This is a genomic window from Ectopseudomonas composti (assembly GCF_900115475.1).
GTDB lineage: Bacteria > Pseudomonadota > Gammaproteobacteria > Pseudomonadales > Pseudomonadaceae > Aquipseudomonas > Aquipseudomonas composti.
Map to the genome: position 1 here is coordinate 21,374 of NZ_FOWP01000019.1, position 14,632 is coordinate 36,005.

Here is a 14,632-nt window from a genome sequence, read left to right on the forward strand (position 1 = left end):
GAGAACGTTATGGCCCGTGGGGTTAACAAAGTCATTCTGGTCGGTACCTGCGGCCAGGACCCGGAAACACGCTACCTGCCCAGCGGCAACGCAGTCACCAACCTGAGCCTGGCTACCAGCGAGCAGTGGACCGACAAGCAGACCGGGCAGAAGGTCGAGAAGACCGAATGGCACCGCGTCGCCCTGTTCGGCAAGGTTGCCGAGATCGCTGGCGAGTACCTGCGCAAGGGTTCGCAGGTATACATCGAAGGCAAACTGCAGACTCGCGAGTGGGAAAAGGACGGCATCAAGCGTTACACCACCGAGATCATCGTCGACATGCAGGGCACCATGCAGCTGCTGGGCGGCCGTCCGAGCGGTGACGAAGGTGGTGCCCCGCGCCAATCGCGCCCGGCCCCGCAGCGTGAGCAGCAACAAGCGCCGCGTCAGGAACGTCCTGCTCCGCAGCAGGTCCAGCCGGCGCCCGACTACGACAGCTTCGATGACGACATCCCGTTCTAAGCGCGTGATACCGAGCTGATACGAAAACCCCGAGCTGGCCTCGGGGTTTTTCTTTATGGCTTCAGATCAGGCCTTCGGCCTTGAGCGCCTCAATCACTTTCGGGCGTGCAGCGATGCGCGCACGGTAGGCCTGCACGCTCGGCCACGGCTCAAGGGGGAAGCCGACCATGCCGGCCCAGCCCAGTACGGTGAACAGATAGCCATCGGCTACGGTGAAATGCTCACCCAGCAGGTATTCGCGCGCGCCCATCTCCGTCACGAGCCAGTTCAGGCGCTTGCTCAACAGCGCCTTGGCCGCGGCTTTCCAGTCTTCGCTCTGGGCCGGGTTGAACAGGCTGCCCATCGGTTTGTGTAGTTCTGTGGAGATGAAGCTCAGCCAGCTCTGCAACTGGTAGCGCGCTTCGCTGCCATTGGCTGGCGCCAGGCCGCTTTCGGGCCTGAGGTCGGCGATGTACTGCACGATGGCTGCTCCTTCAGTCAGTACCTTGCCGTTGTCCAGCACCAAGGCGGGGACATAGCCCTTGGCATTGATCTCGGTGAAGTCGGCGCCTGACTCGGTGCGCTTGCTTTGAAGGTCGACCGCTTCCATCTCGAAGGCGATGCCGGCTTCGCGCAGGGCGATGTGTGGCGAAAGGGAGCAGGCGCCGGCTTTGTAGTACAGCTTCATGTGAGATTCCTTGTGGGGTGGCAGGTGTACGCGAAGGAGCTTACTCTTCGCTTTCTTTTCGGCAAGTACCCACCTTTTGGTAAGTTTTGGAGGCGCTTTGATGGTCGATGATTTTCGCCCTGGCAATGTATTCAGTGGTGTCTGCCCGGCGCGGCATGTGCTGACGGTGATTGCCGATAAGTGGTCGCTGTTGCTGATTCATGCCCTGGCTCACGGTGGGGTGCTGCGTACTGCCGAGCTGCGCCGCCGCGTCGAGGGTATATCGGAGAAAATGCTGATTCAGACGCTGCGCCGCCTCGAACGCTTCGGCCTGGTGTCACGCCAGGCTCATGCCGAGGTACCGCCACGTGTGGAATATGCGCTGACACCCCTGGGGCATTCGTTGAGCGAGCCGATTCGGGCGCTCGATCATTGGGTGGAAAGCCATGTCGTCGAGATCGCCCGGGCGCAGCAGGTTTTCGATCAGACCAATGCTCCGGCTCCTGCCGCGCCTCTGGGCGTGATTGCAGGGTGACGGCTCAGGGTAAAACCAGCAGAATATCGGCCATCGTGGCCGCCATACCGGCAGGCAGAACAATTCTGGAGTCACCCGAACCACCATGCGTATGCGCCTGATGCTGCTGGGCGGCGGTAGTGCCCTGGGGCAAGCGCTGATCCGTCTTGGCGCCGAGGAAGACATCGGCTTCCTCGCGCCGCGTCCGCCAGAAGACGGCTGGGACGCCGCTAGTCTCACTGAGCTGCTCGACGATACCCGTCCGGATGCGCTGATCAACCTGGCTTACTACTTCGACTGGTTCCAGGCCGAGTCGATAACCGAGTCACGCCTGCAGACGCAGGAGCGCGCGGTGGAGAGGCTGGCCGAGCTGTGCCAGCACCACTCCATCGTGTTGCTGCAGCCGTCCAGCTATCGGGTGTTCGATGGCTCGCGAGTCACTGCCTACAGCGAAAAGGAAGAGCCGCTCCCCCTGGGGCTGCGTGGTCAGGCGTTGTGGCGTCTGGAGCAGAGCGTGCGGGCGATCTGCCCGCGGCACGTGCTGCTGCGCTTCGGCTGGCTGCTCGATGACAGTCGGGAAGGGCTGCTGGGGCGCTTTCTGCAGCGTGCCGAGCGCGACGATGCCCTTTATCTCGCCGATGACCGGCGCGGCAATCCCACCCCGGTGGATGATGCCGCGCGGGTGATTCTGGCGGTGCTCAAGCAGCTCGACTGCGAGTCGCCCTTGTGGGGCACCTATCATTACGGTGGTCACGAGGCCAGCACATCGCTGAGTCTGGGGCAGGCGGTGCTGAGCGAGGCGCGCCACTATCGCAGCAATCTGGTCGAGGACGTCGCGCCACAGGCACACGCTGCTCGCCCGGATGTGGTCGATGAGCCGCAGCACGCAGTACTGGCCTGCAAGAAGATTCTTCATACCTTTGGCATCAAGCCGCGCGCCTGGCGCTCCGCTTTGCCGGCGCTTCTGGATCGTTATTACCGTCATGGCTGAAATTCTCGTAACCGGCGGCGCCGGTTTTATCGGCTCGCACCTGGTCGATGCCTTGTTGGCTGCAGGCCATGGCGTGCGCGTGCTGGACAACCTGTCCATGGGCAAGCGCAGCAACCTGCCGTTGGATAATCCGAACCTGCAGTTCATCGAGGGTGATGTCGCCGATGCCGAGGTGGTCGCCAAGTCGGTCGCTGGCTGCATGGGTGTCGCGCATCTGGCCGCCGTTGCCTCGGTGCAGGCGTCGGTGGATGACCCGGTCGCCACTCATCAAAGCAACTTCATCGGCACCCTGAATGTCTGCGAAGCCATGCGTCAGCATGGCGTGCGACGTGTTGTCTATGCCTCCAGCGCGGCGGTCTATGGCAACAACGGCGAGGGCGTGGCAATCGATGAGGCCACCGCCAAGGCGCCCTTGACGCCTTATGCAGCGGACAAGCTGGCCAGCGAGCACTACCTTGATTTCTATCGCCGCCAGCATGGCTTCGAGCCGGCGGTGTTTCGCTTCTTCAATATCTTCGGGCCGCGTCAGGACCCTTCATCGCCATACTCCGGTGTGATCAGCATCTTCACCCAGCGCGCGCAGCAGGGCTTGCCGATCAGTGTCTTCGGCGATGGTGAGCAGACCCGCGATTTCTTCTACGTCGGTGACCTGATCGCCCTGCTGATGCAGGCGCTGCTCGCTGAAGCGGTCGTCGCCGAACCGGTCAATGTCGGCTGGAATCAGGCTGTCAGCCTCAATCAGTTGCTGACAGAGGTCGGTGCGCTGTGCGCAGGCCTGCCACCCGTGACGCATTTGCCGGCCCGTGCTGGCGATATCCGCCACTCGCGTGCCGACAACGCGCGCTTGTTGGCGCATTATCAGATGCCGCAGCAGACGCCGCTGCACGAAGGTTTGCGTCAGTTGCTCGGCATGTGAGGCGAGCCCACGAAAAAGCCGGCGAGAGCCGGCTTTTTCATTTCTGCGAGTGCTATCAGAACTTGTAGCCCAGGCCGACCATGTAGACGAAGGGGTCTACATCCACATCGACCTTGGCGCGCACGCCGAGGGCGTTGTTGTCGACATAGGCGGTGGTGTCGATATCGATGTAGCGTACCTGGGCGTTGAGCATCAGGCTGTCAGTCAGCATGTAGTCTGCACCCACTTGCCAGGCCAGACCCCAGGAGTTCTTGGCGCGGAAGTTGTCGAAGCCGTTGGCGCTGGCTGCGCTGCCCACGTGCTCGTCGAAAATCCAGGTGTAATTGATACCGGCGCCGACGTAGGGCTGGAAGGCCGACTTGGCGTCCAGCGGGTAGTACACCAGGCTCAGGGTCGGCGGCAGGTGCTTGAGGCTGCCCAGCTTGCCGTTGGCCGCATCGAGGATGGTGCCCTTGATCTTCACGTCGTGCTCGAACGGCGTGGCCGCCAGCAGCTCGATGCCCAGATTGTCGGTGAGCATGTAGGCGAAGTTCAGGCCCAGCTGAGTGTCACTGCTCATGGTTGCTTTACCGCCGAGGTCGGTGCCGGCGAGGCCGCCGCGATCGACCTTGACGCTGGAAGAGTCAGCGTCGGGGTTGACGGTGATGGCACCGGCGCGGATGAGGATGTCGCCAGCCTGGTGGGCTTGAGCGGCAGGGGCGGCGATGGCCAGGGCCAGCAGAGAGGCAGTGAACAGTGACTTGTACATAGCGAGCTCCAGTTCGAGTCGGTTGTGTCTTTGGCTGGAATCAATGCTAAGCCAAGCAACAATTCACTTTTTGACCTGGCTCAATAGATCGGTGGGCTCTGCTGCGGTGTTTTGTCCATTGCTTCGAATGAAACTCTAGATGATAATGTTTCTCTTTTTGAAGCAAGCCTGTCTGTCGAGGACCCTCTGCGCATGAATCGCTTCCCCCTCCGTTCCCTGGCCGTGGCCCTGATGCTGAGCAGCGTCTCGCTGGCTGCTGCGCCACTGGATGCAGCGCTGGACGAAAGTCAGCGCCTGGCCGCCGAGGCCAAGGCCTCTCAGGGCCGTGTTGAGCAGTTGGATGATGCCAGCCGTGAGATGCTCAACGAGTACCGCAATGCCCTGCAGCAGGCTGAGGCATTGAAAGGTTATAACAGTCAGCTTCGTGATCTGGTCGAAGCCCAGCGCAAGGAGCTGACCAGCTACCAGAAGCAGCTCGACGGTATCGAGCGGACCCAGGAAGCGGTGAGCCCGCAGATGGTCAAGATGGTCGAGGTGCTGGGCGAGTTCATCGCCGCCGACCTGCCTTTCCTGCCCGAAGAGCGCGAGGATCGCCTGGCCCAGTTGCAGGATCTGCTGCCGCGCGCTGATGTCAGCCTGGCGGACAAGTACCGCCGCATCCTCGAGGCCTATCAGATCGAGAGCGATTACGGCCGCACCCTGGAAGCCTGGCGTGGCGAACTGAATCAGGCAGATGGCGGTTCGCGCAGCGTCGAATTCCTGCGCCTGGGGCGCAGCATGCTCTACTACCAGACCCTGGATGCACATGAGAGTGGCTGGTGGAACCCGCAGAGCAAAGCCTGGGAAGTGCTCGACGGTAGTGCTCGTCGCCCGCTGAACCAGGCTATCGCCATCGCCCGTCAGCAGCAGGCACCTGCCGTGCTGTCCCTGCCGATCAAGACCCTGGCCCAGGAGGCCGCACAATGAGTCGTCGTGTTGTAGCCGTACTGGCGCTCAGCCTGTTGCCGGCACTGGCCGCCATGGCCGAAACTCTCAATCCCGATCAATTGCTGCAGCGCATTCGCAGCGAGCGAGCGGCTGAAGTCAGTGCCATGCAGGAACGCGAGCAGGCGTTTCTCGCCAAGCGTAGCGAGCAGGCGCAACTGCTGGCCAGCGCTCGCTCCGCGCTGAATACGCAGAAAGCCGAAAGCGAACGTCTGAAAGCCGAATTCGATCGTCAGGAAGCCGAGCTTGCCGAGCAGGAAAAGCTGCTGGCGCAGCGCGTCGGTCACCTCGGTGAACTGTTCGGCGTGGTGCGTCAAAGTGCCGGTGACGTCGCCGGGCAATGGCAAGACAACCTGCTCAACGCTCAGTATCCGGAGCGCCTGAAGCGCCTCAAGGCACTGGCTGAGAGCCGTTCGCTGCCTTCCGCTGACGACCTGGACGGCTACTGGATGATGCTGCTCGAAGACCTGGCCGCCAGCGGCCGTATCGAGCGCCTGCAACTGCCGGTGGTGAATGCCGATGGTTCGCGTCAGGAGCAGCAGGTGCTGCGTGTCGGCGCGTTCGCCGTATATGGTGAGGATGCCTTCCTGCGTTACGACGCCGATGCCGGGCAACTGGTGGCGCCGCCGCGTCAGCCGTACGGCCTGGGCCAGGTCGAGGACTACCTGAGCAGCAACGATGCACTCGCCACGCTGCCCATCGACCCGAGCCGCGGCAGCCTGCTGGCGCAACTCCAGCAGCAGCCAACCCTGTGGGATCGTTTGCAGCAGGGTGGTCTGGTCGGATGGGTGATCGTCGTGCTGGGTGCTTTCGGCCTGCTGCTCGCTGTGTGGCGCATGGTCTACCTCGCTCGCGTTGGCAGTGGCGTCAAGGCGCAGATGCATGACCTCAGCGCGCCACGCAATGACAACCCGCTGGGCCGCGTGATCGGCGTGCTGGGTAACAAGCCGCAACTGGCCGATCTGGAAACCCTGGAGCTGAAGCTGGACGAAGCGATCCTGCAGGAGACGCCACCGCTGGAGAAAGGCCAGGGCCTGCTAAAGCTACTCGCCGCCGTTGCACCGCTGCTCGGCTTGCTGGGCACCGTGACCGGCATGATCGTGACCTTCCAGGCCATCACCCAGAGCGGTGGCGGCGATTCTCGCCTGATGGCAGACGGTATTTCCCAGGCGCTGGTGACCACCGTGCTGGGTCTGGTGGTGGCTATTCCGCTGCTGTTCCTGCACAGCCTGTTGGCCAGTCGCAGCAAGGGCCTGATCCAGATTCTGGAGCAGCAGAGCGCCGGCCTGATCGCCCTGCACCTGTCGGGAGCGCCGCGCCGTGACTGATCTGTTCGCCTTCTGGCTGCGTGCGGTCGACAGTGCCTATGCACTGCTCGACTTCATGAGCGCTGGCGGCGTGGTGATGTGGGCGCTGGCGGTGCTCTGCGTGGTGTTCTGGACCCTGGTGTTCGAGCGTTTCTGGTACATGCGCAGGATTTTCCCGCGCTGGGTACAGGAGCGTCGCGAGGCCTGGCAGCAGGTGCTCGCCGACGACAACGGCAACTGGCAACGCGCCGTTCGTCTGGCCTGGCTGGCGCAGGCGCGTCAGCAATTGGCGGCGCCGCTGCGCCTGGGCAAGACCCTGGTAGCGCTGTATCCGCTGTTGGGCCTGCTCGGCACCGTGCTAGGCATGATCGCCGTGTTCGATGTGCTCGCCCTCAACGGTGCCGGTAACCCACGCGGTATGGCCGCTGGCGTGTGGCAGGCGACCCTGCCGACCATGGCCGGCATGGTTCTGGCCATTCCTGGATTGTTCAGCCTGGCGCGCCTCGAACGCGAAGCCAGCCAGGCCATCGAGCGGCTGGCCGACCAGCTGCGTCACGACTGAGATCGCCCAACATGAGAATGCGTCGTCACCACCAGCAGGACGAAGACACCGGCATCGACCTCACGCCGATGCTCGACGTGGTCTTCATCATGCTGATCTTTTTCATCGTCACCAGCTCCTTCATCCGCGAGTCCGGGGTCGAGGTGCAGCGTCCGCAGGCGGAAACGGCCAGCCCTCAGGACAAGGGCAACATCCTTATCGCGGTCACTGCCGACGGACAGATCTGGATGGACAAGCAGCCCGTAGACATCCGTAGCGTGCGCGCGCACGTCGAGCGCATGCGTGTCGACCAACCGGATGGCGCCGTGGTGGTGCAGGCCGATCAGGATGCGCGTACCGGCCTGGTCGTCCAGGTGATGGATCAGGCGCGTCTGGCTGGCGTGCAGGATGTCGCCCTGGCTGCCGGTAGCGGAGTCAACTGATGCGTCTGCCGCTGTCTTTTCTCGGTGCCTGCCTGATGGCCTTGGGGCTCTTTGCCCTGATGCTGTACATGGTCGCGCCACCGAGCGCCAAGGTGAACCAGGACCCGGTCAGCGTGGCCAACTTCGTGCGCATGGACGGTAACGCCAGCGAGACGGCTACGCGTACTCGCCAGCAAGCGCCGCAACCACCGCAACCGCAGACGCCACAGCCGCCCACGCCACCGACTCCGCAAACGGCCACGCCAAATGCGAACCTGCCGGCGCTGGATATTCAATTGCCCAGCCTGGCCAGTGGCATCGCCGTCAACAGTGCGCCGGCGCCGAGCCTGTCCGGTCTTGCGCCTGGAGCCCCCGCGCCGACGCCGCCGAGCGAGGCAGCCGAGTCGGGTGGGCAGATGGGTGGAATGGAGAGCGAAGTCATGCCGCTCAACGATGTGCGCCCAGATTATCCGCGCTATGCACTGCAGCGTGGCATCGAAGGTTTCGTCAAACTGGCTTTCACCATCAACCGCTCCGGCAATGTGGAGAACATCCGCGTGCTGGAAGCCAATCCGCGTAACGTCTTCGAGCGCGAAGCGCGCCGTGCTGCCGCTCGCTGGCGCTTCGCGCCGCGTACCGAGGGTGGCCTGGCGGTGGACCGCGAAGCGGTAAAAACTCTCTACTTCCGTCTGGAAAGGAGCTGACCATGTACCGTTGGTTGTTGCTCGTGATGCTCAGTGCCGCCGCCGTGCCAGGCATGGCCCAGCAGACTGTCGATCCGGCCGTGTTCAAGGCCCTGAATGCGGCGCAGGCCGCGCAGCAGAAAGGTGACTACGCTGCCGCACGGCGTGCGCTCGATGATGTTCAGGCCAAGAGTGGCAGTTTTGAAGAAGCGCTGGTCTGGCGCAGCAAGGCCTACGTGGCCTGGTCGGCCGGCAACAATGGTCAGGCCATCGACTGGCTGGAAAAGGCCGTGCGCAGCGGCAAGCTTGAAGATGAAATGCTGGCTGGCGAGCGCCTCAATCTGGCCAAGCTCAACCTGGGCGAGCGCCGCTACGCCAAGGTCGTCGAGTTGCTGGCGCCGAATCAAGGCAGTGCCTCCGAGGAAGTCCTGCAGATGCTGGTGCAGGCCTATCAAGGCATGAATCAGCCAGCCAAGGCGTTGCCGCTGGCCGAGCGTTACGTACAAGCTAACCCCAATGCGGCGGACATCTGGCTGCAGTTTCTGGTGGGGGCCAACGCTGATCTGAAACGCTACCCCCAGGCCGAGCGTTGGCAGCGTCAGCTGCTGGCTCGCCAGCCGAATGATGCCAAGGGCTGGCGCCAACTGGCCGGTCTGCAGCAAATGGCGGGCAGCAACGACAAGGCGCTGGCGACCCTGCGTGCTGCGCACAGCAAGGGGCTGCGTTTCAGCGAGTCGGAACTGGATAACCTGGTATTGCTCGCCGGTGCTGCGGACCAGCCCTGGCAGGGCGCCAAGCTGCTGGCTGGAATGCTCGACAGCGGCTTGCTGGCAGGCACCGCGGCGCGTCAGGAGCGTCTCGGTCTGTTCTGGTGGCAGGCGCGCGACCGTGCAGCAGCCGTGCGGGTATTGCGTCCCCTGGCCGAACGCAGCGGCAACGGCAAGCACTGGTTGTACGTGGCTCAGCTGGAGCTTGAGCAGGCGCGTTGGCAGGCGGGGCTGGATGCACTGGCGCGTGCCGAACGTGGTGGCGCCGAGCGAGCTAAAGTGCGCTCATGGCGTCAGTGGGCGGAAAGCGAGTTGCGCTTCGAACGCGAGAATCGTGTCGCCAGTCGTAGTTGAATCGCTCGTCGGTGCGCGCAGCGCACCCTACGCGGGGGCACCATATGTAGGGTGCGCCGCGCGCACCAAGAAAAAGCCAGACTCAGGGTCTGGCTTTTTCTTGGGCGGCGGATCGCTAAGCGTGAATGTATCCGCGAATCCTTTCGCGGCTGAAGCCGCTCCTACAGCCGCTCATATGAGGATCAGCTATCGGGCAGTTCGTAGGCGTAGATCTTGTCTGCTTCCATCTGGTAGCCGACCTCGGCCAGCTCGCTGCTGACATGCTCGGTTTTCAGTGGCCCTTCAACCCAGAACGGCTGGTATAGCGCATCGAGCAGCACGCCGAGCTCGCTGGTGACATGCACGATCTGGTTCGACGGCGGTGGCGGCACATGAATGCAGGCGCCGAAGTAGGGCACCAGCAGGAACTCGACCACCCGGCCTTCGTCGGTCACGTCCAGTGGCACGATATAGCCTGGCAGCTTCACCTGCTGGCCGTTGAGCTCCTTGACCACCGGGGCCGCTGGCGATTGCTGCATGGCGGCAGGGCCGGACTCGGCCAGCGCGTCGGCCAGCTGCGAGAGGTCATGGATCGGCGCGGGGTCGATGACTTGCGGCGGGGCATCCGCAGGAATCAGCTCGGACCAGTTGAGTTCGCGCACATCGGCGGCGGCCAGCGGCAGTGCCAGGGTCAGCAGCAGGGTGGCGAGCAGGGGGCGGGACATGGAGAACCTCGTTGTAAGAGCGCCCGCGCAGTGTACGCCAGGCGCTCTCGACTTTCCCTCAGAGCCTGATCGATAGACCGTCTGCCAGCGACTGCCGATAAGCCCGCCAAGCCGGCACGCTACCCATCGCCACTGCTGCGGCGAGAATGCCGCCAAGCAGTTTCCATTCGTAACTCGACGGTGCATTGAGTGCCAGATACAGGCCGTAATTGGCCTGTACGAAACCCTGGCTGCCAGCGATACCCAGATACAGCAGTGCGACACCGAAAGCCACGCCGGCCAGTGCCAGGGCGAAGGCCTCCAGCACCAGCAGGCTGGCGATATGCCAGGGGCGCGCGCCCACCGAGCGCAGGATAGCCATCTCCCGACGACGCTCGTTGAGGCTGGTGAGGATCGCCGTGAGCATGCCGATCAGGCCAGTCAGCACGACGAACAGCGAGACCACGAACAGTGCCTGTTCGGCCGTGCCCATCAGGCTCCACAGCTCCTGCAGCGCCACACCCGGCAGGATCGCCAGCAGCGGCTCGCCACGGAACTCGTTGATCTCGCGCTGCAGGCTGAAGGTGGCGATCTTGCTGTTGAGCCCCAGCATGAAGGCGGTGATCTGCTTCGGCTGCAGCGCCTGTCCACAATCTACTGCGCTTGACGCTGCTGCGTTGAAAGCGGGCTCGGAATGCTCATTGAGACTCGACTCAACTGCGCTTCCTCGCCCGCTTTCGTCTTGCCCCGTCTGCGCTCGCGACGCTTGTGAACAGGCGCTGGCCCACTCTCGCACCTGATCCGCGCTGATCTGCGCCGCCCCGCGTGCCGGCATGCCGTTCTGCCAGTCGATGTGCAACGCCTCCATTCCGGCCAGGGAGATGTGCAGCGTGCGGTCGACCGGAGTGCCGGTGCGCTCGAGGATGCCGACCACTGTGAAGGGTTTGTCGTCGTGCTTGACCAGGCTGATGGTGGCGACACCGTGCGCCAGGACAATTTTCTCGCCGAGGCCGTAGCCCAGCGCTTGCGCCACTTCCGCGCCCAGTACCACCTCGAAGGGATCGCCTGCAAACGCGCGGCCCTGGGCCAGCTTCAGCGCCTGGCTGCGGGCATAGCGGTAGTGCTCGAAATAGGCGGTGCTGGTGCCCATCACTCGATAGCCACGGTGCGAGTCGCCGAGGGAAATGGGGATGGCCCACTTCACCTGACGATGGTTGGCGAAGTGTTCGAAGCTGTCCCAGCGGATGTTGTTGGTGGCATTGCCGATGCGGAACACCGAATACAGCAGCAGGTTCACGCTGCCGGAGCGGGCGCCGACGATCAGGTCGGTGCCGCTGATGGTGTTGGCGAAGCTGGCACGGGCTTCGGTGCGCACGCGTTCGACGGCCAGCAGCAGGCAGACCGAGAGGGCGATGGCGAACACCGTGAGCAGGGCGGTGAAACGACGGTTGGCCAGGCTGGCCAGGGCGATGCGGATCAGGTGCATCTCAGGCCTCCTGTGGGCGCGTGGCGCGGTTGAGTTCGGCCAGCGACAGGTTGCGGTCGAACAGCGGAGCCAGGCTCTGGTCGTGGCTGACGAACAACAGGCTGGCGCCGGCGGCGCGGCATTCGGCGAAGAGCAGTTGCAGGAAGGCTTCGCGGGCGTCGAAGTCCAGTGCTGAAGTGGGTTCGTCGGCGATCACCAGTTCTGGCTGGCCGATCAGGGCGCGCGCGGCGGCGACCCGTTGTTGTTGGCCGATGGACAGTTCATCGGCACGGCGGCCGAGCAGATCGGCGCGCAGGCCGAGGTGATCGAGCAGCGCGGCGGCGGCCGCATCGACGCTGCCATGGCGCTGGCGTGCACGGTCGGCGCGCAGGCGCGAGAAGCGACAGGGCAGCTCGACGTTCTCGCGCACGGACAGAAACGGCAGCAGGTTGAACTGCTGGAAGATGTAGCCGGTGTGATCGACACGGAAGCGGTCACGGGCACCGGCGGAAAGCTGGCCCAGGTCCTGGCCGAGCAGGCGGATATAGCCGCTTTGCGCCCGCTGCACGCCGCCGAGCAGGCCGAGCAGGGTGGTCTTGCCGCTGCCGCTGGGGCCTTTGAGAAACAGGGTTTCACCGCGTGCCAGGGTGAAGGCGGGGATATCCAGCAGCTGCGCCTGGCCGGGCCAGGCGAAACCGAGATCGGCGAGTTCGATCAGAGGTTGGGTCATGGTTTCTTCGAGTCGTCGTTCATGAAAAGCCGTGCAGGGTGGCCTGATTGTCTGAGCCTAACTCGCGGATGGCATCATTACCTCCGGAGCAGGTTTTATGGGAGGCGCTTTAGCGGTGAGCTTGCATTCGCAGCCAAAGCGAGTCGCCACCTGGTTCTCCCACACAGCGGGTAGGATGGATGCAAGGCACGTCAGCTACGCGCCCCGATCCACCCTACAGCATCAGAACGACAGACGCGGCTGGGCTGGTGTCAGTTCCACGCCTTGCTGGCCGCTCGGGCCGATCAGTTGTACCTGAATCTTCTGGGTAGCGGGGAAGCGCTTGAACAGCTCGCTCAGGTCCAGTTGCTTGAGTGCATCGACCTGCTTGCAGGACAGTTGATAGCTGGCTTCGATATCGCTGTGCTCGTGCTCGTGCTCGTGCTCGTTGGCGTCAGCGTGTTCATGCTCGTGCGCTTCGTCCTCGTGGTGATGGTCATGGTCGCCGAACAGCGGGCTTTCCAGTTCCTGTTTGGTCACCTGGCAGGCGCCTGCGGCCAAGCCGAACAACTCAATGGGTTTTTCCAGCTCGGCTTTGGCGGCAGCAACCTTGGCTTTGTCGGCATCGCTCTTGGCTGCATGTTCGAAGCCAACGAAGTTCATCGCGGGGCTGTCGATCTGCAGCTCCAGGGCCTGTCCATCGAGGGCAACGTTGAGGCTGGCTACGCCGTGTTCGTGCGCGCCGAGACTGCCGTGTTCATGGTCATGGTCGTCATGGGCCTGGGCAGCGGTCAGGGGGAGCAGGGCGAAGGGTAGGGCGAGCAGCAGATGGCGCATGGAGGTCTCCGGCATGAGTGTTGTTTCTTGTTACGTTATAACAACTTTTATGCTGGGCTGGCCAGTACACAGGCAGCGTGGGAGCATGCAGCTTCCTGACTGGAGGCTGAACATGATGCGAATACGTGGGCGCATCGGCGACTGGCCGGTGGACCTGACGCTGGAGCTGGATGCCGAGGACTGGGCGCAACTGGCACAGCATGTGGTCGTTGCGCCGACACCTGGCGCGACGGCAGCGCCCGCCACTGCAGTTGCAGATACGGGCGACGCGCTGTGGCAGACCGCGCTGCAATTGGTGCGCGAGGCCGGCCAGGTCGAAGGGCCGCGGCTAATGACGCAACTGGTTGCGCTGGCCGGTGGTGAGGTTGCGGGTAAACGCCTGCTGGTGCGTCTGCGTCATTGCGAGCAGATCCGCATGGAAACCGGCGCGGATGCGCCGATCTATCACTGGCAGGGGTAGTCGCCCAGGCTGCACGCACTCGCGCGGTCATCGGCGGTGCGTACGGCGCACTCTACAAAGGCCATCCTTGTCAGGCCAGAACCTTATCTGTGTCGCCGTAGGGTGCGCTGCGCGCACCTAGCATCACAAGCTTGAACTGGCGAGTGCTCGATGCGCATGGCGCGCCCTACGGCGAGCGCGAGCCAAAGCTGGGATTAGTAGATCGCCTGGTACAGCTTGCGGCGGTAGGTGGTGACCAGCGGGTGGTCGCCGCCGAGCAGGTCGAATACCTGCAACAGGGTCTTGTGCGGCAGGCCTTCACTGTAGCTGCGGTTACGCACGAACAGCTTGAGCAGGCCGTCCAGCGCCGCTTCGTACTGCTGGCGCGCCAGTTGCTGCACGGCCAGTTGATACACCGCTTCGTCATCCTCGGCGTTCTGCGCCAGGCGGCTTTTCAGCGTCGCTACTTCCGGCAGGTCAGCGGCCTGGCGCAGGAAGGTCAGCTGCGCCTTGGCGCCGGCCAGCGCCTGCTTGTGCTCGTCACCCTTGACGGCGTTGAGCACGGTTTCCGCCTCGCCCAGCTCGCCGCGTTCGGCCAGGCAGCGCGCGTAGAGAATCAGCGCGGCGGCATTCTCGTTGTCTTCTGTCAGCACCTGCTTGAGCAGCGCTTCGGTTTCAGCGAAGCGACCTTCGGCGAACAGTACCTGGGCGGCCTCCATCGGATCGGCAGCGACTGGCGCCGGTTCGGCGACATGAGGCTTGAGCATCTCGCGGATCGCCGCTTCCGGCTGGGCGCCGGCAAAACCGTCCACCGGCTGGCCGTCCTTGAACAGCACCACGGTGGGTAGGCTGCGAATGCCGAAGCGCATGACGATGTCTTGCTCGATATCGCAATTGACCTTGGCCAGCAGCAGCTCACCGGCGTATTCCTCGGTGATCTTAGCCAGCATCGGCATCAGCGCCTTGCACGGCGCGCACCACTCAGCCCAGAAGTCCACCAGTACCGGCTTGTGGAAGGAGTTCTCGATCACCAGTTGCTCGAAATTGGCGGTGCCGGAGATATCGAAGATGTAAGGGGAGTCGCTCATGGTCGGTCTCGAAAAGCAGGACAATGGTCTATTAATG

At 63.6% G+C, this 14,632-nt stretch carries 18 protein-coding genes; 11 read left to right on the forward strand and 7 right to left on the reverse strand.

Going from position 1 to position 14,632, the window contains the following annotated elements; all coding sequences use genetic code 11:
- The first annotated feature begins 9 nt into the window (after positions 1-9).
- Complete coding sequence (locus BM059_RS23820; RefSeq protein WP_074941593.1) at positions 10-501, forward strand: single-stranded DNA-binding protein; 492 nt, start codon at positions 10-12, stop codon at positions 499-501.
- A gap of 61 nt (positions 502-562) precedes the next feature.
- Here the strand turns inward: BM059_RS23820 and gstA are convergent, their stop codons facing one another.
- A complete protein-coding gene (gene gstA, locus BM059_RS23825; RefSeq protein ID WP_074941594.1) occupies positions 563-1,168 on the reverse strand; it encodes a glutathione transferase GstA in 606 nt (201 codons plus the stop codon).
- A gap of 100 nt (positions 1,169-1,268) precedes the next feature.
- On the opposite strand from gstA, the gene BM059_RS23830 reads away from it, so the two are divergent.
- The 3 genes from BM059_RS23830 to BM059_RS23840 all read left to right on the forward strand — a co-directional run bounded on the left by BM059_RS23830 (position 1,269) and on the right by BM059_RS23840 (position 3,568).
- The gene (locus BM059_RS23830) at positions 1,269-1,682 is read left to right on the forward strand and encodes a winged helix-turn-helix transcriptional regulator (protein ID WP_051563893.1); all 414 of its coding nucleotides are present in this window, start codon (positions 1,269-1,271) and stop codon (positions 1,680-1,682) included.
- A gap of 85 nt (positions 1,683-1,767) precedes the next feature.
- A complete protein-coding gene (locus tag BM059_RS23835; protein WP_074941595.1) occupies positions 1,768-2,652 on the forward strand; it encodes a sugar nucleotide-binding protein in 885 nt (294 codons plus the stop codon).
- Complete coding sequence (locus BM059_RS23840; RefSeq protein ID WP_074941596.1) at positions 2,645-3,568, forward strand: NAD-dependent epimerase/dehydratase family protein; 924 nt, start codon at positions 2,645-2,647, stop codon at positions 3,566-3,568. The genes BM059_RS23835 and BM059_RS23840 overlap by 8 nt, the downstream gene beginning before the upstream one ends.
- A 55-nt stretch (positions 3,569-3,623) precedes the next feature.
- Here BM059_RS23840 and BM059_RS23845 read toward each other — a convergent pair whose 3' ends face one another.
- Positions 3,624-4,316 (reverse strand): OmpW/AlkL family protein, encoded by a 693-nt coding sequence (locus tag BM059_RS23845; protein WP_074941597.1) that lies wholly within the window; start codon positions 4,314-4,316, stop codon positions 3,624-3,626.
- A 192-nt stretch (positions 4,317-4,508) separates the two neighbouring features.
- Between BM059_RS23845 and BM059_RS23850 the strand changes: the two genes are divergently transcribed.
- Genes BM059_RS23850 through BM059_RS23875 form a run of 6 tightly spaced genes read left to right on the forward strand, consistent with a single transcriptional unit; the run spans position 4,509 to position 9,374 of the window.
- Entirely contained in the window at positions 4,509-5,282 is a 774-nt protein-coding gene (locus BM059_RS23850; RefSeq protein WP_074941598.1) for a DUF3450 domain-containing protein, read from the forward strand.
- On the forward strand, positions 5,279-6,628 hold the full coding sequence (locus tag BM059_RS23855) for a MotA/TolQ/ExbB proton channel family protein (RefSeq protein ID WP_074941599.1): 1,350 nt from the start codon (positions 5,279-5,281) through the stop codon (positions 6,626-6,628). The genes BM059_RS23850 and BM059_RS23855 overlap by 4 nt, the downstream gene beginning before the upstream one ends.
- On the forward strand, positions 6,621-7,169 hold the full coding sequence (locus BM059_RS23860) for a MotA/TolQ/ExbB proton channel family protein (RefSeq protein ID WP_037001904.1): 549 nt from the start codon (positions 6,621-6,623) through the stop codon (positions 7,167-7,169). Before BM059_RS23855 ends, BM059_RS23860 begins: the two co-directional genes overlap by 8 nt.
- A gap of 11 nt (positions 7,170-7,180) precedes the next feature.
- Positions 7,181-7,591 carry an ExbD/TolR family protein gene (locus BM059_RS23865; protein ID WP_003463247.1) on the forward strand — a complete coding sequence of 137 codons (411 nt, stop codon included), beginning with the start codon at positions 7,181-7,183 and terminating at the stop codon, positions 7,589-7,591.
- Positions 7,591-8,274 (forward strand): TonB family protein, encoded by a 684-nt coding sequence (locus BM059_RS23870; protein WP_037001903.1) that lies wholly within the window; start codon positions 7,591-7,593, stop codon positions 8,272-8,274. Before BM059_RS23865 ends, BM059_RS23870 begins: the two co-directional genes overlap by 1 nt.
- A 2-nt stretch (positions 8,275-8,276) precedes the next feature.
- Complete coding sequence (locus BM059_RS23875) at positions 8,277-9,374, forward strand: tetratricopeptide repeat protein (RefSeq protein ID WP_074941600.1); 1,098 nt, start codon at positions 8,277-8,279, stop codon at positions 9,372-9,374.
- Positions 9,375-9,556: 182 nt separating this feature from the next.
- Here BM059_RS23875 and BM059_RS23880 read toward each other — a convergent pair whose 3' ends face one another.
- From BM059_RS23880 to BM059_RS23895, 4 genes are all read right to left on the reverse strand, one after another.
- A complete protein-coding gene (locus BM059_RS23880) occupies positions 9,557-10,078 on the reverse strand; it encodes a DUF3299 domain-containing protein (protein WP_037001899.1) in 522 nt (173 codons plus the stop codon).
- A gap of 58 nt (positions 10,079-10,136) precedes the next feature.
- Positions 10,137-11,543 (reverse strand): ABC transporter permease, encoded by a 1,407-nt coding sequence (locus BM059_RS23885; RefSeq protein ID WP_074941601.1) that lies wholly within the window; start codon positions 11,541-11,543, stop codon positions 10,137-10,139.
- A 1-nt stretch (position 11,544) separates the two neighbouring features.
- A complete protein-coding gene (locus BM059_RS23890; RefSeq protein ID WP_074941602.1) occupies positions 11,545-12,252 on the reverse strand; it encodes an ABC transporter ATP-binding protein in 708 nt (235 codons plus the stop codon).
- A gap of 222 nt (positions 12,253-12,474) precedes the next feature.
- Positions 12,475-13,068, reverse strand: a complete 594-nt coding sequence (locus tag BM059_RS23895; protein WP_074941627.1) for a DUF2796 domain-containing protein — start codon at positions 13,066-13,068, stop codon at positions 12,475-12,477.
- 112 nt (positions 13,069-13,180) lie between these two features.
- Between BM059_RS23895 and BM059_RS23900 the strand changes: the two genes are divergently transcribed.
- Positions 13,181-13,528, forward strand: a complete 348-nt coding sequence (locus BM059_RS23900; RefSeq protein ID WP_074941603.1) for a hypothetical protein — start codon at positions 13,181-13,183, stop codon at positions 13,526-13,528.
- A 194-nt stretch (positions 13,529-13,722) separates the two neighbouring features.
- Here the strand turns inward: BM059_RS23900 and trxA are convergent, their stop codons facing one another.
- Positions 13,723-14,595 carry a thioredoxin gene (trxA, locus tag BM059_RS23905; protein ID WP_037001895.1) on the reverse strand — a complete coding sequence of 291 codons (873 nt, stop codon included), beginning with the start codon at positions 14,593-14,595 and terminating at the stop codon, positions 13,723-13,725.
- Between the last annotated feature and the right edge of the window lie 37 nt (positions 14,596-14,632).

What these genes read in the sequence shown, in the direction of transcription:
- BM059_RS23840 (WP_074941596.1), top strand. Translation starts at nt 2,645, where the DNA reads ATGGCTGAAATTCTCGTAACCGGCGGCGCCGGTTTTATCGGCTCGCAC.
- BM059_RS23855 (WP_074941599.1), top strand. Translation starts at nt 5,279, where the DNA reads ATGAGTCGTCGTGTTGTAGCCGTACTGGCGCTCAGCCTGTTGCCGGCA.
- BM059_RS23875 (WP_074941600.1), top strand. Translation starts at nt 8,277, where the DNA reads ATGTACCGTTGGTTGTTGCTCGTGATGCTCAGTGCCGCCGCCGTGCCA.
- BM059_RS23900 (WP_074941603.1), top strand. Translation starts at nt 13,181, where the DNA reads ATGATGCGAATACGTGGGCGCATCGGCGACTGGCCGGTGGACCTGACG.
- BM059_RS23845 (WP_074941597.1), bottom strand. Translation starts at nt 4,316, where the DNA reads ATGTACAAGTCACTGTTCACTGCCTCTCTGCTGGCCCTGGCCATCGCC.
- BM059_RS23820 (WP_074941593.1), top strand. Translation starts at nt 10, where the DNA reads ATGGCCCGTGGGGTTAACAAAGTCATTCTGGTCGGTACCTGCGGCCAG.
- BM059_RS23865 (WP_003463247.1), top strand. Translation starts at nt 7,181, where the DNA reads ATGAGAATGCGTCGTCACCACCAGCAGGACGAAGACACCGGCATCGAC.
- BM059_RS23870 (WP_037001903.1), top strand. Translation starts at nt 7,591, where the DNA reads ATGCGTCTGCCGCTGTCTTTTCTCGGTGCCTGCCTGATGGCCTTGGGG.
- BM059_RS23895 (WP_074941627.1), bottom strand. Translation starts at nt 13,068, where the DNA reads ATGCGCCATCTGCTGCTCGCCCTACCCTTCGCCCTGCTCCCCCTGACC.
- gstA (WP_074941594.1), bottom strand. Translation starts at nt 1,168, where the DNA reads ATGAAGCTGTACTACAAAGCCGGCGCCTGCTCCCTTTCGCCACACATC.
- BM059_RS23835 (WP_074941595.1), top strand. Translation starts at nt 1,768, where the DNA reads ATGCGTATGCGCCTGATGCTGCTGGGCGGCGGTAGTGCCCTGGGGCAA.
- BM059_RS23885 (WP_074941601.1), bottom strand. Translation starts at nt 11,543, where the DNA reads ATGCACCTGATCCGCATCGCCCTGGCCAGCCTGGCCAACCGTCGTTTC.
- BM059_RS23890 (WP_074941602.1), bottom strand. Translation starts at nt 12,252, where the DNA reads ATGACCCAACCTCTGATCGAACTCGCCGATCTCGGTTTCGCCTGGCCC.
- trxA (WP_037001895.1), bottom strand. Translation starts at nt 14,595, where the DNA reads ATGAGCGACTCCCCTTACATCTTCGATATCTCCGGCACCGCCAATTTC.
- BM059_RS23830 (WP_051563893.1), top strand. Translation starts at nt 1,269, where the DNA reads ATGGTCGATGATTTTCGCCCTGGCAATGTATTCAGTGGTGTCTGCCCG.
- BM059_RS23880 (WP_037001899.1), bottom strand. Translation starts at nt 10,078, where the DNA reads ATGTCCCGCCCCCTGCTCGCCACCCTGCTGCTGACCCTGGCACTGCCG.
- BM059_RS23850 (WP_074941598.1), top strand. Translation starts at nt 4,509, where the DNA reads ATGAATCGCTTCCCCCTCCGTTCCCTGGCCGTGGCCCTGATGCTGAGC.